Source organism: Streptomyces sp. NBC_01190 (assembly GCF_045039895.1).
Lineage (GTDB): Bacteria > Actinomycetota > Actinomycetes > Streptomycetales > Streptomycetaceae > Actinacidiphila.
Window position 1 is genome coordinate 5,520,090 of the sequence record NZ_CP108580.1, and the last position, 18,010, is coordinate 5,538,099.

The window sequence follows — 18,010 nt, forward strand, 5'->3', positions numbered from 1 at the left end:
GCGAGCCCGATGATCAACCTGATGACCACCACCAAAGTGACCGATCGTTCGGTCATCGCCGCCTGCCCGCTCGGTATTTCGCCGGATGCCACCGGTCTGTCCGCCACCCCCGCCCCCATGCCGGTTCTGCCCGTGCGTGAGCGGAGTGAGCGACCGATCCAGGCGTCCGCGGTAGCGGCGGCAGCGGCACCGGCGCAGGCCTATGCCTTTGCGGCGGCGGCCAACGGCGCCGGCGCTGGTACCGCCAAGGGTTCGAAGGCCGCCAATGGTCTAACCGTCGGCGAATCCGCGTTCGACGGACACCTGCTCAACGGACAGCAGAAGACGCAGCACGGCACCAAGTGGGCCTTCCGCGGGCTCCAACCCTGGAGTGATCCAGCCTGACAGAGCGTCAGGCCGGCACCTCAGGGCCGCGGAATCCCCGACCGGGATCCGCGGCCCTTCTGTTTTCTCCAGACGGAAAGTCTGCCGCTCCGGGCAGACACAACCGAAAACCGGCCGACCGGCCGGACCGACAGATTGAGGAACGAACCAACCGTGCCCACCTCCCAGCACGAAACGTCCGGACCCAAGCCCGACACGGGCTACGTCGACCACCCGCCCGCGCCTCCCTCGGAGATCCCCTTGCTGCCCCTCACTGAGCTCGACGACGAAATCGAGCGACTCGGCGTGCCCGTCCCGTGCCGGACCTACGACCCCGAGGTCTTCTTCGCGGAGTCCCCGGCCGATGTCGAGTACGCCAAGTCCCTCTGCCAGACCTGCCCCGTCCGTGAGGCCTGCCTCGCCGGCGCCAAGGACCGCCGCGAGCCCTGGGGTGTCTGGGGCGGCGAACTCTTCATCCAGGGCGTGGTCGTGCCCCGCAAGCGGCCCCGTGGCCGCCCGCGCAAGAACGCTGTCGCGGCATGAACACCAGGAAAACCCGGATCCCCGGCACCATCGACCGCCCACTGACGCACGATCCGAAGCGCCGTGACCCCAAGAACCCCATGAATCCGAAGAATCAGGCCCCCATGACGCCCACCCACCGCGAACTTCCCGCCCACCCCCGCGATGCCCACGGGCCGCACCAGAACAGGAACCTCGAAATGCAACTCATGCCAGAAGCACTGGCGAGGGCCCATATGCAACAGCGCTTGCAGGAGGCCGAGCACGAACGCAGGTCGCGCCGCCTGCTCACCGCCCGCCGCCTCCAGCGCCGAGCCGAACGCGCCTCGCTGCGCGCCCGGCGCGCGCTGGCCATGGCCGTCATGCAGTAAGCAGCACGGCGCGACGCACCATCCCCGCGGGACCGGTCGAAAGCGACCGGTCCCGCACGGCGTCGCGGTGCCGAAGCCACCCGGCGCGGAGGTATCGTCACCCAGTGGATCAGAAGAAGTCCCAGACCACGCCGAGGACCACCACCACGACCACGCCGTCCACCACCCGGTGCGCCCACTGCGGGCACACCGCCGAAGGACTGCCCCTGACCTGGCCCTGCTCCGTGGAGAACGGCGACCGCCGCTACTTCTGTGACGACTGCGCCCGACGACATCTGCGCAGCATCGAAGGGCGGCTCGACTCCGCCCGGTGGTAACCCTGACGCTCCCTAGACGGACTCCGCGGCGAAACCGGGCAGCCACTCCGTCAGCTCGTCCCGCAACCGCACCGTCGCGCCGAGCTGACACAGCACCCCGATCGTGCTCAGCGTCACCCGGTGGATCAGCAGATACGACGGCGGCAGATTGAGCTGCTTGCCCAACTGGTGCGCCGGCGACCGCGGATCGGCGATCCGCGCCGCCTGCGCCCGCATCCACGACCGGTCGAAGGTGAACTCCTCCCGACCGGCCGGCTCGATGATCGGCTGGAGATAGTCGAGCACCGCGTCGGCGTGCAGCTCGATCGTGGGCTTCACAAAGCCCTCCGCCCGGAGCATCGCGTACACCTGCTCCGCGTCACCCGCCAGCGCCAGCCGCAGCGCCGTACCGATCGGCAGCGGCAGACCCTCCGGCAGCCGGTCCACCGTGCCGAAGTCCAGCACCCCGAGCCGCCACCCCGACGCCGGCCCCTCGTCGGTCAGCAGCCGGAAATTGCCCGGATGCGGATCCGCGTGCAGCAGCCCCGTACGGGCCGGACCGGCGAAGAGGAAGTGCGCGAGCAACTGGCCCGCCCGGTCCCGCATCTCCCGCGTACCGCTGGAGATCACCTCCGACAGCGGCACCCCGTCCATCCACTCCGTGACCAGCACCTCGTCGGCCTGGTGCACCACATCCGGCACCTGGATGTCCGGATCGCCGGCGAACTCCACCGCGTGCACATGCTGGGCCTCGGCCTCCAGCGCGTAGTCCAGCTCCTCCGCCACCCGGGCCCGCAACTCCGCCAGCAGCGGCTTCACGTCCATCCCCGGAATCAGCGGACCGAACATCCGCGCCACCCGGCCGAGCTGCGACAGATCCGACAGCAGCGCGTCCCCGGCCCCCGGATACTGGACCTTCACCGCGACCTTCCGGCCGTCGCTCCACACCGCCCGGTGCACCTGCCCGATCGACGCGGCCGCGGCCGGCGTGTCCTCGAACTCGGCGAAGAGCGAACGCCATCCCGTGCCCAGCCGCTGCGTCAGCACCCGGTGCACCGAACGGGCCGGCAGCGGCGGCGCCGCCTCCTGCAACTTCGTCAGCGCGGCACGGTACGGACTCGCCACATCCTCCGGGAGCGCCGCCTCGAACACCGACAGGGCCTGCCCGAACTTCATCGCGCCGCCCTTGAGCTCTCCGAGCACCTTGAAGAGCTGATCGGCGGTGCGCTCCTGCAACTCGGAGGCGACCTCGTCGGCCGGCCGCCCGCCCATGCGCTTACCGAGTCCCAGCGTGGCCCGCCCGGCGAACCCCAGGGGGAGCGCCGCCAACTTCGCGGTACGGGTCACCGCCTTGCGCGGAAGATCAGACATGCGCCCCCTCATTTCCCATCGGTCACATCGCCATTGTGCCCCGCCGCGGCCCCGCACCCGCAGCGTACGTAGGCCGGAAGCGCCAGCACCCGGGACGACAACCGGCCCAGGGACACCTCCACCCGGGCGCCCACACTCGGCGGCACCCGGCCGTCCACATACGCCAGCACATGCGCCGCGGCAAGGCCCGCGACCGTCGTGGCCAGGGCGATGTCGCAGGCCGGCACCGCGGGCTGCCGCCCCGATCTGAGCTGCGCCAGCATCCGCGGCCACGCCGGATCCGCCGCCGCCAGCCGCAGCCCCAGACACTCCCCGCAGCCGGTGCGCCCCGGCAGCACCAGCGGACCCACCACACCCGTACCCTCCAGCACCCCCGCGTAAAGGTGCGGCGCCCCCGCGGCCACCAGCCGGCGGGCCTCGGCGACTTCGGGCGCATAGGCGTCGATGCCGTCACGGGGCGCGAGCACGATGAGGTCGGAGCCCTGGCTCGGTGCGGGACGGGGGTTCTCCGCCGCCCGTGGCTCCGGCGCGGCGCGGCGGATCGCGCCGCGGCCCGCGGCGTCGCGGCGGTCGCCGATGTGGTCGGCGGGGATGCCGCAGGGGGTGGCGTCCCACGGCTCGACGCGCCCGGTGTCGATCAGGTCCACCGCGCCCACGCCCGCCGCGGACAGCACGGTGGCCAGCGCCGACCCCACCCGGCCCGCACCGTGGACCCGGACCCGGGACGCCCGGCGGTGCCGTATCCGGGCGGCCGCGCCGCCGGGTCCCGGGTGGACGACGGAGAGGGCGGCGAGGTCGGGGCGGAGCCGGTCGAGAGCCGGGGTGCGGTGCCGTATCGCGGCGGCCAGGGAGGCGTGGCTGCTGGCGTCGTCGAGCACCCCGCCCTCGGCGAGCAGGCCGAGCAGCCGTCTGACCCGGTCGGGGCCGAGGCCGAGGGCGCCCGCGTCGCGCGTGAGGGTGGGGGCGCTGCGGGTGCCGTCGAGGAGGTCGAGGAAACCGGCGGCGGGGCCGTCCACCGGCTCCAGCACGACCGCGTGCGCCGGGTCCATACCGAACTGGACGCTTTCCCGGTCGCGCCAGCAGCGGCGCAGCGCGGTCTTGAGCATGGGACGCATGATCGTCTTCCGTTCCTTCGCGGGTCCTGGGTGATGCCCGGGCGATTGAGGGGCGAGTCCGGGCGAGCGGGGCGCGGTCTCACGCTCGGTGAGTGCGTAGTGCCAGAGTGCCGCGACGGATACGGTCGGCCGATAAGTTATCCACAGGCTGTGAGGAATAGTCGTTCAATATGCGCACGAACCGAGGTGATTCACGGATCAAACGGCCTGGGGACGGGACGTCGCGCTGGCGCAGCAGGTACCGTCGAGACGTGTCCGCCGATCCCGCGCCCAACCTCGCCAGCCAGCCCACCCGGGGCCTCCGGATGAGTGGGCCCGGAGCCGTGGAGGTGCGCCGCAGTGCCCGCCGGCGCCGGACGGTCTCCGCGTACCGCGACGGCGATCGCACGATCGTGCTGATCCCGGCCCGGATGTCGGCCGCCGAGGAGCAGCGCTGGGTGGCGGTGATGCTGGAGAAGCTCGCTGCCCAGGAGAGCCGCCGGATGCCCGGCGACGACGAGCTGGCAGCCCGCGCGCAGCGGCTTTCCGAACAGTATCTGCACGGGCGCGCCGTCCCCGACACCGTCCGCTGGGTCACCAACCAGAACTCCCGCTGGGGATCGTGCACCCCCGCCGAGGGCAGCATCCGGCTCTCGCACCGGCTGCGCGGCATGCCCGAGTACGTCATCGACTACGTACTGCTGCACGAGCTGGCCCATCTGCTGGTGCCGGGACACGGCCCGCGGTTCTGGAAGCTGCTGGAGAGCTACCCGCGCACCGAGCGGGCCCGCGGCTATCTGGAAGGCGTGGACGCCGTCGACCGGCTGCCCGATCCGCAGCGCGACCTCGACGGCGCCCGGGGCGAATAACCGGGCGGCCGCGGCATGGCCGTGCGGATGGCCGCTGTCGGTCCGAGCGGCTAGCCTGGCGCAACGCGAAAAGCAGGACCAGAGGGGACGGGGGACGGTCGCACCATGGCCAGGGAATTCCAGCGTGGCCACAAGGCCAAGATCAGTGATCTCACGGCGGGCACGGATCTTTACGTCGGCGTGCAGATCAGCGGGCCGGGCATGAGTTTCGACATAAGCTGCTTCGGACTCGACGCGCAGGAGCAACTGTCCGACGACCGGTATTTCATCTTCTTCAACCAGCCGAAGTCGCCCGAGGAATCCATTCAGCTCCTCGGCGCGCAGTCCGGCGACACCGAGTCGTTCCGGGTCACCCTGGACCGCATCCCGCCGACCGTGCGGAAGCTGTCCTTCACCGCGACCATCGACGGTGACGGACGGATGTCCCAGGTGGGCCCCGGCTATCTGCGGATCGTGGCGGGCGGCCAGGAAGTCGCCCGTTACGCGTTCACCGGCGCGGAATTCAGCACCGAGCGGGCCGTGATGCTCGCCGACGTCTACCTCAAGGACGTCTGGCGGTTCGCCGCCGTGGGGCAGGGCTTCGACGGGGGACTGGCCGCTCTGCTGCGCAACTTCGGCGGCGAGGTGGCAGAGGAGGAGCCGGCGCCGCAGCAGGAGGAGGCCGCTCCAGGCTTCGCCGCCCCCGGCTTCGCCCCGCCGCCCGGCGTCCCGGCCCAGGCACCCCCGCCGCCCCAGCCGTCCTTCGGCGCCCCCGCGCCCCCGCCCGCCCCCGCCCCTGCGTACGGCGCCTCCGGCGACCCGGCCATCCACCAGGCGCCCACCATGATCGCGCCCATGGTGTCCCCGCCCGGGGCCCCGCCGTTCGGCCAGGTCCCGCCGCCCACCGCGCCCCCCGGCCCGCCCGGTCCGCCGACCCCGCCCGGCAACCCCTTCCAGCAGCCCCCCGGTTACGCCCAGCCGCCCGGCTACGGCGGCGCGCCCGCCGGTTACGCCCAGCCCGCCATCCCCACTCCCACCCAGGGCGCGGGCCTGGCCGTCGCCATGCAGAAGTACAAGGAACTGCCCACCGGCCAGCGCTGGACCCAGCAGAACCCGAAGATGATGCGCGCCGACCTCAGCCAGGCCGGCGGCCAGCCCGTGCTGGCCCGCCAGGGCAGCATGATCCTCTACCAGGGCAAGGTCGACTTCGGTTACAAGGGCGCGGGGTTCAAAGGCCGCGTCATCGGCAATATGACCGGCCAGGAGATGCAGCTCATGCGCTGCACAGGCCCCGGCCAGGTCTTCTTCGCCGACAACGCCGCCTATCTGCACCCCATCGAGCTCCAGGGCGACGCCATCTGCGTCTCGGCGGAGAATGTCCTCGCCTTCGACGAGAGCCTCCAGCACGAGGTCCGCCGGATCGAGGGCCACGGCATCCCCGGCGGCGCCCTGTTCACCATGCAGTTCCAGGGCACCGGGACGGTGATCGTCAAGACCCACGGCACCCCCGTGGTGCTCCCGGTCACCCCCACCACTTACGCCGACAGCAACGCCATCGTGGCCTGGTCGTCCGCCGCCCAGGTGATCGTCTCCAGCCAGGTGCGGCTGCGCAGGACCGTCTATCCGGGCCACAGCGGCGAGACGGTGAACCTCCAGTTCCGCGGCGCGCCAGGCAACTTCATCGTCGTCCAGCCCTACGAGGTGTGACCCGCCATGGACCAGCAGATGATCGCGGGATACGCACCCACGCCGATCGCCGCCCGGATGGAGAACCACGGCTCCTCGATGCTCAAGGTGGCGATGCGGACCGGCCAGGACCTGTTCGCGCGCTCCGGCTCGATGGTCGCCTACGAGGGATTCGTGCAGTACGAGCCCAACCCGCCCGCGGTCCGGCAGATGGCGTCGGCGTGGCTCACCGGTGAGAGCACCCCGCTGATGAAGTGCAGCGGCGACGGCCTGCTCTACCTCGCCGACTACGGCGCCGACGTGGTCTGCCTCAACCTCAACAACGAGTCGGTGTCGGTCAACGGCACCAATCTGCTCGCCTTCGACGCCCATCTGACCTGGGGCGTCGAGCGGGTCAAGGGCCTGGCCAAGTTCGCCGGACAGGGCCTGTTCAACGTCGGGGTGAGCGGCGTCGGCTGGGTCGCCATCACCTCACGCGGCACCCCGATCGTGGTCGACTGCGGCTCCGGCGCCGACGAGACCTACGTCGACCCGGACGCCCTCGTCGCCTGGTCGTCGGGGCTGAAGATGAAGGCCAAGCGGAGCCTGAAGGCGTCGGCGCTGATCGGACGCGGCAGCGGAGAGGCCTTCCAGATCGCCTTCTCCGGGCAGGGCTTCGTGGTCGTCCAGCCGAGCGAGGACAGTACCGACCGGCTCCGGTTCCGGGGCTGAGGGGGAGCGACACATCATGCAGAGCCCGCTTTTCGCCTACACCGAGGTCCAGAACCAGGACCACTACAGCCTGCAGAACTCCTATCTGCTGCGGGTCCGGCTCGACGGCAACACCGGACCCGACTGCCTGGCCCGCAAGGGCTCGATGGTCGCCTACCAGGGCATGATCGAGTTCGACGGCGAATACCAGTCCCCGTATCAGCGGCGCAATCGCCGGCACACCGGCGAGGGCCTCGACCTGATGCGCTGCTCCGGGCAGGGCACCGTCTTCCTCGCCAACCTGGCCCAGCAGATCCACGTCCTCGACGTGGACCACGACGGGCTCACCGTCGACAGCGCCTACGTGCTGGCGCTCGACTCCGGACTGCACTGGGACGTCATCGCCGTCGACAGCCAGTTCGGCCTCTCCGGCACCGGGCAGTACAACCTGAACATCTCCGGCGGCGGCAAGGTCGCCCTGATGACCTCGGGCAAACCGCTGATGATGCCGGTCACCCCGGACAAGTACGTCTCGTGCGACGCCGACGCGGTGGTCGCCTGGTCCAGCGGCCTGCGGGTGCAGATGCAGGCGCAGACCAGCAGCTCCTCGGTGTTCCGCCGCCGCGGCAGCACCGGTGAGGGCTGGGAGCTGAACTTCGTCGGCCAGGGATACGTCCTGGTCCAGCCGAGCGAACTCATGCCGCCGCAGAACATGCCGCTGAGCGGTCTGCGCGCCGCCTACGGGGTAGGTCAGCAGGGCATCCAGGCGCAGAACCCGGGCAACATCTGGTCCAACCGCTGACGGCGCCGAACGCTGACAGCGGTGGAGCGGCGCCCCGGACCACCGGGACGCCGCTCCACCGGTCGGGTGCGACCGGGTGCCACTCGATGTCAGCCGGTTGTCGGCCGTGTTCGGCTGGTTGTCGGCCGTTTGAGGGCCGGTTGACGGCCCCGGCTAGCCGCCGAGCAGGACGCGGGTGCGGTGCAGCAGCGCCCGCACCGAGGCGTCCGCGACCTCGTCGACCTCCGGGTAGGAGAACCAGCGCAGGTCGAGCGATTCGTCGCTGATCGCCGCCACCGCGCCCTCGGGGGCCAGCGCGGCGTACTGCACGTCCAGATGCCAGGCGCACGGCGTGTGGTGGCGGTCGAGCCGGACCGGTTCGGGCACCAGCAGCCGCAGCCCCTCGATACCGGACTCCTCGGCGCCCTCCCGCAAGGCGACTCCGGGCAGCGAGGCGTCCTCGGGCTCGCAGTGGCCGCCCATCTGGAGCCACATCCGGAGCTTGGCGTGCAGGGTCAGCAGCACCCGCTCCCCTGCCGGGTCGACCACCAGCACGCTGCCGGTGATGTGCCCGTCCTGGCAGGGCTTCCACATGCCGTCGGGGTGGGCGGCCAGATGCGCCAGATACTCATGGCGCAGCTTCTCCTGGCCTTCGTCGGGCGCCTGCCAGCCTTCCAGGACGGCCACCGCGTCCGCGTGCAGACCACTCACTTGGCGGCGTCCCCGTTCCCGTTTCCGTCCTCGTCGTCCCGATCTCCGGTCGCGCCACCCTTCCCGCCCGCCGGACCCTGCTCGTCGGTCCCGGCGCCGGCCTCGCCCGCGTCATCGGTGTCCGTGGTGTCCGCGGTGTCCTCGGTGGCGCCCGCGTCCTTGCCGGTGCGCTTGGTGAACGGGTCATCCGGCCGGGCCGGCCCGTTCACCGCCTCGCCGAGCATCTTGTCCAGCTCGGAGAAGTCAAGGGACTCCTCGGGCTCCCGGTGCACGAAGCCGTCCGGGTCGTCCAGGTCCGCCGCGGTCGGCAGCATGTCCGGGTGGGCCCACAGGCCGTCCCGGCCGTCCATGCCGCGGGCGTCGGTGAGCGAGGCCCACAGCCGGGCCGCGTCACGCAGCCGCCGGGGCCGCAGTTCGAGACCGATCAGCGTGGCGAAGGTCTGCTCGGCGGGTCCGCCGGTCGCCCGGCGGCGGCGCAGCGTCTCGCGCAGCGCGCCGGCCGACGGAAGGTGCGGGGCGGCGGCCTCGTGCACCACCGCGTCCACCCACCCCTCGACCAGGGCGAGCGCCGTCTCAAGGCGGGCCAGGGCGGCCTTCTGCTCGGGCGTGTCCTCGGGCTGGAACATGCCCTGCTGCAACGCCTCCTGCAACTGCTCGGGCTGCGACGGGTCGAGCTGCCCGACCGCCTCCTCCAGGCGCTCGGTGTCGACCTTGATGCCCCGGGCGTAGCCCTCGACCGCACCGAAAAGATGCTGCCGCAGCCACGGCACATGGGCGAAGAGCCGCTGGTGGGCGGCCTCGCGCAGCGCCAGATAGAGCCGCACCTCCTCCTGGGCGATGCCCAGGCCGTCACCGAAGGCGGCCACATTCGCCGGCAGCAGCGCGGCCTTGCCGGCCGGCGCGAGCGGCAGACCCACATCCGTGGAGCCGACCACCTCGCCGGCCAGGGTGCCGAGCGCCTGCCCGATCTGCGAGCCGAACATCGCGCCGCCCATGGACCGCATCATGCCGATCAGCGGCCCGGTCATGGCCTGCATCTCCTCCGGCAGCACATCGCCCATCGCGCCCGCCACCCGCTCGGCGACCGGATCGACCAGGTCCTTCCAGACCGGCAGCGTGGCCTCGACCCACTCCGCGCGGCTCCACGCCACCGCGCTGCCGGCGCCGGACGGCAGCGACGTCGCGCTGTCGAGCCACAGGTCGGCCAGGCGTACGGCCTCCTCGACCCAGGCCCGGTCCGCGCGTCCGACGCTCGCGTCCTTCACGCCGTCCGCGGTGCCCTGGGCCACGGTCTGCCGGGCGATGTCCTTGGCCATCTCCCAGTTCACCGGGCCGCCCTCGTAGGAGAGCATCTGCCCGAGCTGCTGGAACGCGGCGCCGAGGTCGTTGGGGTTCAGCGAGCCGAACATCGCCGCGAAGGGGTTGTCGCCGCCGGTACCGCCGAAGCCGAACGGATTGGGCTGGCCACCCTGGCCGCCAGTACCGCCGGTGCCACCGCTACCGCCAGTGCCACCGGTTCCGCCGGTGCCACCTCGGCCGCCGCCGCTCCCCCTCGCCTGATTGCCCTCGTCCCCGTCCTCGGGCTCCTCGGGAGGGACGCCGAATCCGAATGGGATGTCACTCACGGGATTCCTCGGCTCTGTGTCGTGATGGGCAGTGTCTTTGGGCTGAGTGTGATGGGCTGTACTCCCAGCCTAGACACCTGCCCGGCAAGATGGCTGGCTACGTACCTGAGACAACCGTGGGAGACACCCGGTGAGTTCCCCAGAAGGACCCGTTCGCCCAGAGCGGAGCAGGGGCCGGACGGCCGCCGGACCGGTGGTCGCGATCACCGGCGCCGCCTCCGGGGTCGGCCGCGCGCTGGCCCTGCGCCTGGTCGCGTCCGACCAGGTCAAGAAGGTGGTGGCGATCGACGAACGGCGCGGCGACCTGCCCGGGGCGATCTGGCGGGTGCTCGACGTCCGGGATCCCGCGATCGCCGAGAAGCTGCGCGGCGCCGATGTCGTGGTGCACCTCGCGCTCGACCTCGATCTGGAGTCCGACGCCAAGGCCCGCACCGCCTTCAACGTCCGCGGCACCCAGACCGTGCTGACCGCCGCCGCGGCGGCCGGGGTACGGCGGGCGGTGCTGTGCACCTCCGCGATGGTCTACGGCGCCCAGGCCGACAACGACGTGCCGCTCGCCGAGGACGCCCCGCTGCGCGCCACCTCCGACGCCGGCTTCGTGGACGACCTGCTGGAGATCGAACGGCTCGGCCGCCGCGCGCCCCGCGCCCACCCGGGCCTCAACGTGACGGTGCTGCGTCCCGCGGTCCTCGTCGGTGGCACCGACTCCACGCTGACCCGCTACTTCGAGTCGCCGCGGCTGCTGGTGGTGGCCGGCAGCCGGCCCTGCTGGCAGTTCTGCCATGTCGACGACCTGGTGTCGGCGCTTGAGTACGCGGTGCTCGAAAAGGTCGACGGCGAGATGGCGGTGGGCTGCGACGGCTGGCTGGAGCAGGAGGAGGTCGAGGAGCTGGCCGGCGTCCGGCGGATGGAGCTGCCGGCCGCGATCGCCTTCGGCGCCGCCTCCCGGCTCTACCGCCTCGGGCTCACCCCCTCGCCGCCCGGCGACCTCGCCTACACCATGCACCCCTGGGTGGTCAGCGGCAGCCGGCTGCACGAGGCGGGCTGGCGGCCGCACTGGACCAACGAGGAGGTGCTGGCCGAACTGCTGGCGGAGGTGGCGGGCCGCAACTCGGTGGCCGGCCGCCGCCTCGGCCGCAAGGACGCCACCGCGCTGGGCGCCGCGGGGGCCACCGTCGCGCTGGTCGGCGCGGCCGCGGCGGTCCGCAGGGCCCGCAAGCGCCGCGGACTGTGACCGGCCGCACCGGGGTGGGGCCCAGGCCGCAGGCCCGGGCTCCCGGTTCGGGTCCCAGCCCAGCCCCCGGGATCCACCATCGGATAGGGCGCCCCTTGCCCCAAGGGGCGCCGGAGCGGGCACACTCTCACCCGTGAGCGAGCCATCGACGACCGGGCCCGTGACAACGGACGCCATCGTTCCGTAGCGCGGGCGGATGAGGAGGATGGGCGGCATGGCACCGACAAGCGATCCCGGCGGGCACCAGCACCCCGGAGAACCGGAAGGCCCGGAAGGCGCCGGGGACCACCGCGGCCCGCGCGGTGACGGCGCCGCCGGCGAGCCCGGCGGACCGGGCGGCTCCGCCACGACCGGCAGCTCCCGCGGTCCCGGCGGTCCCGGCGGTCCCGGCAGTCCAGGCGGTGGCCGGGAGGACAGCCCCATCCGGCTGCTCGCCATCCGCGACACCCCCCTGTCCGTGGACGAGGTGGTCACCGCCGTGGGCGACGACGCGGCCGGGGGCACGGTGCTCTTCGTCGGCACGGTGCGCGACCACGACGGACGCCAGGACGCGGCGGTCACCGGTCTGGCCTACACCGCGCACCCTTCCGCGTCGGCCGAACTCCGCCGGGTGGCCGAGAAGGTCGCCGCCGACTTCCCGGTACGGGCGCTGGCCGCCGTCCACCGGGTCGGCGAGCTGGTGGTCGGCGACATCGCGGTGGTGGTGGCGGTGTCCTGCCCGCACCGGGGCGAGGCGTTCGCGGCGAGCCGCCGGCTGATCGACGACCTGAAGAGCGAGGTGCCCATCTGGAAGCACCAGGTGTTCTCGGACGGGACCGAGGAGTGGGTGGGGTCCGTCTGAGGCCGGGGCCGAAGCGACCGCGTACGGCCGCCGGCCGGCCCGCACCCTGTGCGCGGCCGACCCCGCGCCGACCCCTGCGCCGCCCGCTCGCCGCCCGTTCGTGGGATTTGCGGTTGCGTAACCGGGCGCCTCGGCCGAGCGTTGACCCACCGAGTGGTTAATCTGCTCATAGGTCCGTTTTGGTGCATATGGGGTCGGGAGTTCCGCCGTGGCCGCACTCGCTTGGTTGCTCTTTCCGCTGACCGCCGGCGTCCTCGTCGCCCTGTGGGGCCGCTGGGCGGTCCGCGCCCGGATGACCGGCGACGGTGCTTCCCTCGCCGGGTACGAGCGGTTCCGCGTCGCGATGGAGACCACTCCCCTCCATGTGGCTGCTGCGGCTGCCACCTCAGCCCCCTCGGAGGCCTCGGTCGCCTCGGCCCCCTCGGCTGGGGGCCGCCCCCTCGCCACTCCGGCCGAGGCGCGCGGCCCGGAACGGGCCGCCGAGTGGATCACCGAGCCGCCCGCCCGCCGGGCCCGCGGCGCCGCGGAAGCCGCTCCCCGGCGGACCCCGGAATCCGGCGGCGGGCGGCTCCAGGGCTCCGCGGCACCCGGCGGGGCCAGGGCCGAAGGGGAGGATTCCCCCCGCGGGCCGGTTGTCGGTCCGGTCCCGTAGGGTCGTTCCATGCCACGCCGCACCGCGACGCTGATCGCCTCGACCCTGACGCTCATAGTCCTGTTGGCCGTGGCCCTGCTCGCCCCGACGCCGTATTCCGAGATGTCGCCCGGCCCCACGGTCAACACCCTGGGGGACTACGGCGGGGACAAGGTGATCTCGATCACGGGGCACCAGACGTTTCCCGCCGACGGCCATCTCAACATGACCACCGTGCGGGTCACCGGCGCCGACTATTCGATGAACCTGGTCGAGGCGGTGCTCGGCTGGGCGCGGCACGACGACAAGGTGGTCGAGCACGACACCCTGTATCCGCAGGGGCAGACGGCCCAGCAGGCCGACCAGGAGAACGCCGAGGAGTTCAGCCAGTCCCAGGACAGCGCCAAGGTCGCCGCCCTGGACGAGCTGAAGATCGCGGTGCCCTCCCAGGTCATCGTGGCCGCCGTGGTCAAGGGCGGCGCCGCCGAGGGCACGCTGCACGCCGGTGACGTGATCAAGGCCGTGGACGGCACCAAGGTCACCAAGCAGGATCAGGTGGCCGCGCTGGTCACCAAGCACAAGGCCGGCCAGCCCGTCACCTTCACGGTGATCAGGGCAGCCGACGCCAAGAAGAAGTCGGCGGCGACCCAAGAGGTCACGATCACCACCCGCGCGTCCCACGACGACGGCCCGTCCCGCGCGGTGGTCGGCATCCAGGCCGGGATCGAGCACCTCTTCCCGTTCGGCATCGACATCAAGCTCGCCGACGTCGGCGGCCCCAGCGCGGGCATGATGTTCGCCCTCGGCATCGTGGACGAGCTCACCCCTGGCAGCCTCACCGGCGGCAAGTTCGTGGCCGGCACCGGGACCATAGACGACAACGGGAACGTCGGCCCGATCGGCGGCATCGGCCTGAAGACGATCGGCGCCCGCGACAAGGGCGCGCGGTACTTCCTCACCCCGGCCGACAACTGCGAGGAGGCCGCCAAGGACATCCCCAGCGGCCTCCGGCTGGTCAAGGTCAAGACGCTGGACGACGCGATGACGGCGCTGAAGAACATCAAGGCGGGCAACGACAAGGCGCTGGCGAGCTGCGCCAAGAGCTGACCTAGCCCTCCTCGAAGGTCGCCGACAGCGCCTCCGCCAGCCCCGGCACCAGCGCGGAGCCGGTCAGCACATCGGTCGCCGAGTCCTTCTCCCGCAGCCGCACCGCCGACTCGCGCGCGCCGTCCCGCAGCACCGCGACCGTCATCCGTACCTCCTGCCGCTGCGGGTGCGACGCCACCCAGGAGGCCAGCGCCGTGTCGTCCAGATCCTCCGGCAGCGTCGCCTCGGCGGACGGCGGCAGCATCAGCCGCTCCACGGTGAGCGCACAGCCCGCGATCACCTCCGGCCAGGCGATGGTGGCCAGGAACTCGTCGAGCGGCTGCCCCGCGGGCAGTTCGTCCTGCTCGATCGGGGTGAGACCGGCGGTGGCGGCGTCCTCGGCGAGCCCCAACTGCCGGGCCAGCGCCGGTTCCTGGGTACGCAATTGGGCGGTGTCCACCAGGGCGAACAAACGTGCGGGCTGGTCCCAGCCGAGCCCCGCGGCGTACTCGTCGATTTCCAGTACGGCCCGGGTCAGCGGGTTCGCGGCAAGGGGTGCGCCGTCGGCGGCGGTATTGGGCATGGTCACTATCCTGCCTCTTCCCCGGCCGGAATCGGGAACCGGCCAAAGCATAGGTAAGTTGCACGGGTGGGGTCCGACCCGGGACATCCGCGAAGCACCGACATCTCGAGGTACACCTTGGTATTCCAGATGCCCGACCGCGGCGGAGGGCCCGGCCCCCGGGTCGGCACGGTCCGGACCTCCCGCGGCGTACGGTGGCTGCTCATCGCGGTCGTGGCAATCGCCGCCCTGATGATCGCGTTCGTGATGTTCGCCGGGTTCTGGACCGACCTGCTCTGGTATCGCTCGGTGCGCTATTCCTCGGTCTTCACCACCACCCTGGCGACAAAGGCCGGGCTCTTCTGCGTCTTCGGCGTGCTGATGGCGGTCGCGGTCGGCGCGAACATCTATCTGGCACACCTGCTGCGGCCCCCGCTGAGCGCCATGTCGCCGGAACAGCAGGGCCTTGACCGCTACCGGACCGGAATCGCGCCCTACAAGAAGTGGGCCCTGCTGGGGATCTGCTCGGTGGCCGGGCTCATCGCCGGCGGATCGGCCGCCGGGCAGTGGCGGTTGTGGCTGCTGACCGCCAACGCCACCTCGTTCCACGTGAAGGACCCGCAGTTCCACAAGGACGTCTCCTTCTACGCCTTCGACCTGCCCTGGTACCGCTTCCTGCTGAGCTTCGGCTTCGCAGCCGTGGTGCTGTCGCTGATCGCCGCCGCCCTGGTGCACTACCTGTACGGGGGGTTGAGCATCACCTCGCCCGGCGGCCGGGCCACCGCGGCCGCCACCGGGCATCTGTCGGTGCTGCTCGGCCTGTTCGTGTCGCTCAAGGCGGTGGCGTACTGGCTGGACCGCTACGGGCTCGCGGTGAAGTCCAGCGGGCTGCGCTCGACCGACGACTGGACCGGGCTGCGGTACGTCGACGCCAACGCGTATCTGCCGGCGAAGACCATCCTGTTCTGCATCGCGGTGATCTGCGCGCTGCTGTTCTTCGCGACACTCTGGCGGCGTACGTGGTCGCTGCCGATGATCGGCTTCGGGTTGATGGTGCTCTCCGCGATCCTCATCGGCGGGCTCTATCCGGCGATCGTGCAGAAGTTCCAGGTGCAGCCGAACGAGGCCGCCAAGGAGGCGCCCTACCTCCAGAAGAACATCGACGCCACCCGGGCCGCGTACGGCGTCGCGGACAGCGAGGTCTCCGGCTTCAGCGGCGTGAGCAGCAGCAGGACCACCGGGGCCAAGCTGCTGGCCGACACCGGCTCCACCGCGTCCATAAGGGTCCTCGACCCCAACGTGGTCTCGCCGACCTTCCAGCAGATGCAGCAGGGGCAGAGCTACTACTCCTTCCCGTCCACCCTGGACGTCGACCGCTACCCGGGGACGGCGGTTGACGGTGACGCCACCAAGGCCGCCAAGGCGACCTCGGCCACCAGGGGTACCAGGGCCACCTCGGCCACCTCGGCCACCTCGGCCACCTCGGCCACCTCGGCCACCAAGGATGAGGACACCGTGGTGGGCCTGCGGGAGCTGGACATCAACGGCATCCCGTCGAAGAACTGGATAAACGACCACTTCAAGTACACCCACGGCTACGGGATCGTCACCGCCAAGGGCACCCAGGTCACCGGCGACGACCCGGTCAGCGGCAACCCCACGGGACAGCCCGTCTACACCGAGCAGGCCCTGCCGTCCACCGGGGACATCGGCCCGTACGAACCCCGTATCTACTTCGGGGAGCAGACCACTCAGTACTCGATCGTCGGCGGCCCCACCAAGGAGTTGGACTACGCCGACAAGTCCGGTGAGAAGTCGTCCACCTACCACGGCCAGGGCGGCGTCGACCTGGACGACCCGGTCACCCGGGCCGCCTACGCGGTGACCTTCGGCGAGCCGCGGATCCTCTACTCCGGCGCCATCGGCCACGGTTCGAAGATCCTCTACAACCGCACGCCCAAGCAGCGGGTCGAGGCGGTCGCGCCCTGGCTCACCATCGACGGCGATCCGTATCCGGCGGTGGTCGGCGGCCACGTGGAGTGGATCGTGGACGCCTACACCACCACCGACAACTATCCGTACGCCTCCCGCACCACCCTCGGCGACACCACGGCCGACTCGCTCACCGACAACCAGCGGTCGGTCGTCGCGCAGCAGAACCAGGTCAACTACATCCGCAACTCGGTCAAGGCCACCGTGGACGCCTACGACGGCACGGTGACGCTCTACCAGTGGGACACCCAGGACCCGGTGCTCAAGACGTGGATGAAGGCGTTCCCGCACACGGTGCGGCCCAAGGCCGACATCCCGGCGGGCCTGCTGGCCCATCTCCGCTACCCGCAGGACCTCTTCAAGGTGCAGCGGCAGCTGCTCACGAAATACCACGTCACCACGGCCGCCCAGTTCTACAGCGGCAGCCAGGTGTGGCAGGTGCCGGACGATCCCGCGTCCAAGTCGGGCAAGACGGTCCCGCCCTACTACCTGAGTCTGAAGATGCCGGACCAGAGCGGTCAGGCGTTCTCGCTCACCTCGACCTTCACCCCCAACCGGCGCGGCAATCTGGCGGCCTTCATGGCGGTGGACGCCGACGCCACCAGCCCCGACTACGGCACGATGCGGCTGCTCGAACTGCCCACTGAGGCGCCCGTGGACGGCCCTGAGCTGGTGCAGAGCAAGTTCAACTCCACCTTCGCCACGCAGATCACCCAGCTCAGGGGCAGGGACTCGACGATCGAGTACGGCAACCTGCTGACACTGCCGGTGGACGGCGGACTGCTCAATGTCGAGCCGGTCTACGTACGCGGCGCCAATGTCGACTATCCGCTGATGAAGAAGGTGTTCGTCAGCTTCGGCACGAAGATCGAGCTGGCGGACACCCTGGACGAGGCGCTGAGTTCCGTCTTCGGCACGGGGGAAGGGGCCGGTGTACCGACCACCGGGACGGTCGGGGCCGGTACGCCTGCCGCACCGTCATCGCCGTCGTCGCCGTCGTCGCCCTCCCCGTCGACGCCTTCGTCAGCGCCGCCGTCATCCCCGTCGGCCGGGCCGCCGTCAACCGGCGGGGACGGCGCCACCCTTCGGGATGCGCTGAATCAGGCCCAACAGGCGTACGACGACGGGCAGCAGGCGCTGCGGGACGGCGACTGGCAGAAGTACGGCGAGGCACAGAAGAGGTTGGCGGCCGCGCTGAAGGACGCGCGGGCCGCCGAGGACGCGGGGAAGGGCGCGGCCAAGCCGCCGCAGTAGGCGGCGGGCGGGACCGAACGGGCAAGATCCCAGGTCGTGATACGGTGAGGAC

18 protein-coding genes are annotated in these 18,010 nt (G+C 71.5%); 13 read left to right on the top strand and 5 right to left on the bottom strand.

Going from position 1 to position 18,010, the window contains the following annotated elements; all coding sequences use genetic code 11:
- Nucleotides 1-9 precede the first annotated feature (9 nt).
- From OG519_RS23270 to OG519_RS23285, 4 genes are all read left to right on the top strand, one after another.
- Nucleotides 10-384: a hypothetical protein gene (locus tag OG519_RS23270; RefSeq protein ID WP_405587243.1), complete on the top strand. Its 375-nt coding sequence runs from the start codon at nt 10-12 to the stop codon at nt 382-384.
- 153 nt (nt 385-537) lie between these two features.
- On the top strand, nt 538-906 hold the full coding sequence (locus OG519_RS23275) for a WhiB family transcriptional regulator (RefSeq protein ID WP_405587246.1): 369 nt from the start codon (nt 538-540) through the stop codon (nt 904-906).
- The gene (locus tag OG519_RS23280) at nt 903-1,256 is read left to right on the top strand and encodes a hypothetical protein (protein WP_405587249.1); all 354 of its coding nucleotides are present in this window, start codon (nt 903-905) and stop codon (nt 1,254-1,256) included. The genes OG519_RS23275 and OG519_RS23280 overlap by 4 nt, the downstream gene beginning before the upstream one ends.
- A 104-nt stretch (nt 1,257-1,360) precedes the next feature.
- Nucleotides 1,361-1,573 carry a hypothetical protein gene (locus OG519_RS23285; RefSeq protein WP_405587252.1) on the top strand — a complete coding sequence of 71 codons (213 nt, stop codon included), beginning with the start codon at nt 1,361-1,363 and terminating at the stop codon, nt 1,571-1,573.
- 12 nt (nt 1,574-1,585) lie between these two features.
- On the opposite strand, the gene OG519_RS23290 is transcribed toward OG519_RS23285, so the two are convergent.
- A complete protein-coding gene (locus tag OG519_RS23290; protein WP_405587255.1) occupies nt 1,586-2,923 on the bottom strand; it encodes an ABC1 kinase family protein in 1,338 nt (445 codons plus the stop codon).
- 8 nt (nt 2,924-2,931) lie between these two features.
- The gene (locus tag OG519_RS23295) at nt 2,932-4,038 is read right to left on the bottom strand and encodes a TOMM precursor leader peptide-binding protein (protein WP_405587258.1); all 1,107 of its coding nucleotides are present in this window, start codon (nt 4,036-4,038) and stop codon (nt 2,932-2,934) included.
- 305 nt (nt 4,039-4,343) lie between these two features.
- Here OG519_RS23295 and OG519_RS23300 point away from each other — a divergent pair, with 305 nt between their 5' ends.
- The 4 genes from OG519_RS23300 to OG519_RS23315 all read left to right on the top strand — a co-directional run bounded on the left by OG519_RS23300 (nt 4,344) and on the right by OG519_RS23315 (nt 8,043).
- Nucleotides 4,344-4,886 carry a M48 family metallopeptidase gene (locus OG519_RS23300; RefSeq protein WP_405592925.1) on the top strand — a complete coding sequence of 181 codons (543 nt, stop codon included), beginning with the start codon at nt 4,344-4,346 and terminating at the stop codon, nt 4,884-4,886.
- 105 nt (nt 4,887-4,991) lie between these two features.
- Nucleotides 4,992-6,572 carry a TerD family protein gene (locus OG519_RS23305; protein WP_405587260.1) on the top strand — a complete coding sequence of 527 codons (1,581 nt, stop codon included), beginning with the start codon at nt 4,992-4,994 and terminating at the stop codon, nt 6,570-6,572.
- 6 nt (nt 6,573-6,578) lie between these two features.
- Entirely contained in the window at nt 6,579-7,262 is a 684-nt protein-coding gene (locus OG519_RS23310) for an AIM24 family protein (RefSeq protein WP_405587263.1), read from the top strand.
- A 16-nt stretch (nt 7,263-7,278) separates the two neighbouring features.
- Nucleotides 7,279-8,043 (top strand): AIM24 family protein, encoded by a 765-nt coding sequence (locus tag OG519_RS23315; RefSeq protein ID WP_405587266.1) that lies wholly within the window; start codon nt 7,279-7,281, stop codon nt 8,041-8,043.
- 153 nt (nt 8,044-8,196) lie between these two features.
- On the opposite strand, the gene OG519_RS23320 is transcribed toward OG519_RS23315, so the two are convergent.
- Nucleotides 8,197-8,733, bottom strand: a complete 537-nt coding sequence (locus OG519_RS23320; RefSeq protein ID WP_405587268.1) for an NUDIX hydrolase — start codon at nt 8,731-8,733, stop codon at nt 8,197-8,199.
- Nucleotides 8,730-10,358, bottom strand: coding sequence for a zinc-dependent metalloprotease (locus tag OG519_RS23325; protein ID WP_405587270.1), 1,629 nt, complete (start codon nt 10,356-10,358; stop codon nt 8,730-8,732). Before OG519_RS23325 ends, OG519_RS23320 begins: the two co-directional genes overlap by 4 nt.
- Nucleotides 10,359-10,488: 130 nt before the next feature.
- On the opposite strand from OG519_RS23325, the gene OG519_RS23330 reads away from it, so the two are divergent.
- From OG519_RS23330 to OG519_RS23345, 4 genes are all read left to right on the top strand, one after another.
- Nucleotides 10,489-11,592 carry an SDR family oxidoreductase gene (locus OG519_RS23330; RefSeq protein WP_405587273.1) on the top strand — a complete coding sequence of 368 codons (1,104 nt, stop codon included), beginning with the start codon at nt 10,489-10,491 and terminating at the stop codon, nt 11,590-11,592.
- 421 nt (nt 11,593-12,013) lie between these two features.
- Nucleotides 12,014-12,433: a molybdenum cofactor biosynthesis protein MoaE gene (locus tag OG519_RS23335; protein ID WP_405592927.1), complete on the top strand. Its 420-nt coding sequence runs from the start codon at nt 12,014-12,016 to the stop codon at nt 12,431-12,433.
- 208 nt (nt 12,434-12,641) lie between these two features.
- Nucleotides 12,642-13,085, top strand: a complete 444-nt coding sequence (locus tag OG519_RS23340) for a hypothetical protein (protein ID WP_405587276.1) — start codon at nt 12,642-12,644, stop codon at nt 13,083-13,085.
- Between the two features lie 9 nt (nt 13,086-13,094).
- A complete protein-coding gene (locus OG519_RS23345; RefSeq protein ID WP_405587278.1) occupies nt 13,095-14,171 on the top strand; it encodes a PDZ domain-containing protein in 1,077 nt (358 codons plus the stop codon).
- 1 nt (nt 14,172) lies between these two features.
- Here the strand turns inward: OG519_RS23345 and OG519_RS23350 are convergent, their stop codons facing one another.
- Nucleotides 14,173-14,733, bottom strand: coding sequence for a PPA1309 family protein (locus OG519_RS23350; protein WP_405587281.1), 561 nt, complete (start codon nt 14,731-14,733; stop codon nt 14,173-14,175).
- 129 nt (nt 14,734-14,862) lie between these two features.
- Here OG519_RS23350 and OG519_RS23355 point away from each other — a divergent pair, with 129 nt between their 5' ends.
- Nucleotides 14,863-17,958, top strand: a complete 3,096-nt coding sequence (locus OG519_RS23355; protein ID WP_405587283.1) for a UPF0182 family protein — start codon at nt 14,863-14,865, stop codon at nt 17,956-17,958.
- Nucleotides 17,959-18,010: the final 52 nt, after the last annotated feature.